At 64.8% G+C, this 1,877-nt stretch carries 1 protein-coding gene and 1 pseudogene; one reads left to right on the top strand and one right to left on the bottom strand.

The genetic code is table 11. The features are described from left to right. Positions 1-368: 368 nt before the first annotated feature. Positions 369-818 (top strand): annotated as a pseudogene (locus KN815_RS40565) (DNRLRE domain-containing protein); the annotation flags it as partial. A 26-nt stretch (positions 819-844) separates the two neighbouring features. Here KN815_RS40565 and KN815_RS40560 read toward each other — a convergent pair. Beyond that, the gene (locus KN815_RS40560) at positions 845-1,726 is read right to left on the bottom strand and encodes an integrase core domain-containing protein (RefSeq protein WP_253209555.1); all 882 of its coding nucleotides are present in this window, start codon (positions 1,724-1,726) and stop codon (positions 845-847) included. Positions 1,727-1,877 lie beyond the last annotated feature (151 nt).

The following is a 1,877-nucleotide window of genomic DNA, read 5'->3' as shown; positions in this document are numbered from 1 at the left end:
GGTGATCTGGTGGCGCAGGGCGAGGATCTCGGCGTCCTTGTCCCGGTCGGTCATCGTCAGCAGGCGAAGCATTGCGAACGCGTTTGTCACACCCAGGTAAGCCAGTCGCAGCAGCACGATCGATCATCATGACGCGCTGACAGCAGCTGTGCGAGAGCGCCGTCTCGAGCGACCGCGGCCAGATTTCGGGAAACCCGAAGTACCGGCCCCCACCAGGGCGGATGAGCAGTCGCAGACGCCGCAGGGTGGGCAACGGCATCCGGTGCAGCAGCGCAGCCAGGAGCGCCCGATCGCTCGGAGTGAACCGTAGTCGGGCACCGCCGAGTTGGCGATCGAGCACCATGATCTGATGACGGAGAGCCAGGATCTCCGCATCATTGACAAACGTCTTCGATACCTACGTTCAGCAGGGCGAGACCGGGGACCTGTCCACCGACGTCGAGCTGGACTTCGGGAACCCCGGCACCACCAACAGCGATGGCACGCCGCGTACCGCCAGGTCGTTCATCACCTGGAACACCGCGGCATTCAAGGACACCCTGGTCACGAACGCGGACGTCAGCCTGTGGAACTTCCACTCCGGCAACGACGACTGCAAGGCGTACGAGTGGACCATCTGGGACACCACCGCCTCCTCCACCGCCTCGCGGTGGACGAAGCAGCCGACATGGCAGCAGCAGTACCACTCGTCCACCCAGACCAAGGGCAACCCTGCCTGCACCACCGCCCCGGACGGTTGGATCAGCGCGGACGTCACCACTCTGGTGCAGAGTTGGGCCTCTGCTCTGGACGGCAAGGGCCACATGGGGCTGCGCGCGTGTGGGTGCCGGAAACTGTGTCATCCCTATGCGACCTGCGTGTATTCGTGGATGAGGCCGCCGAGTCGATCACGTCGATGGATGCGAGTGTTGTCGGTGGCGGTGAGTGGCTCGGGCTCGGTGAGTCGGTTCGGCGCCCGTTGTCCGAGGGATCGGTGCGGCCTGTGTCTGTTGTAGTGCTCCGCGTACTCACTGACGATGAGGCGTAGGTGGCGCTCTCCCGTGATCAGGATGCGGTCGGTTGCCTCACGTCGGCATGATCCGATCCAGCGTTCTGCGATCGCGTTCATCCGTGGCACGGCGGGCAGGATGGGGACCACGCGTATGCCGGTCGCCTGGAAGACGGCGTCGAAGCTGTCGGTGAAGTAGGCGCCGCGGTCCCGGATGAGGAATTTGATCGACTCTGCGCGGTCGCCCAGGTCCATGAGGTAGTTGCGTGCTTGCTGGGTGATGCAGGGGCCGGTCGGGTTTCGGGTGATTCCGGCGATGTGTACGCGGCGGGTGTCGTGGTCGATGAAGAACAGTACGAACCAGCGTCGCAGGAAGACCGTGTCGACGTGGAAGAGGTCGGTGGACACGATGGCGGAGGCCTGGGCTTTGAGGAAGGTGGGCCAGGAATGGTCCGTTCGCTGGGGCGCGGGGTCGATCCCGGCGTTCTTCAGGATCTCCCAGACGGTTGATGCGTCGATCTTGCGTCCCAGGTTGAGCAGTTCGCCGTGGATCCGGCGGTACCCCCACCCGGGGTTCTCCCGCGCGAGGCGCGGGACCAGATGCCGTAATGCTCCCGGTTTCGATGGTCGGCCTGGATTGCGGCGTGGATAGGTCCATTTCCGGGCGACGAGGCGTGTGTGCCAGCGCAGGACTGACAGTGAGGATGTGACGTGGCTTCTCCGACGGGTCTGACTCACGGACTGACCGACGTCTCGACTGTCTTGTACTGGATTTGTCGATCCGCTCGGAGGAGCCGCCTCGCACGCGACCGGACGGGCGTCCGTGACCTCATAGGAGCTTGGTCAAGAAGCCCCGCCACTGTCCTGTCCGCCCGCCCGGCCGGCGCGT

The organism is Streptomyces niphimycinicus (assembly GCF_018883605.1).
Taxonomy (GTDB): domain Bacteria; phylum Actinomycetota; class Actinomycetes; order Streptomycetales; family Streptomycetaceae; genus Streptomyces; species Streptomyces niphimycinicus.
This window is presented reverse-complemented; position numbering and strand designations above follow the sequence as displayed.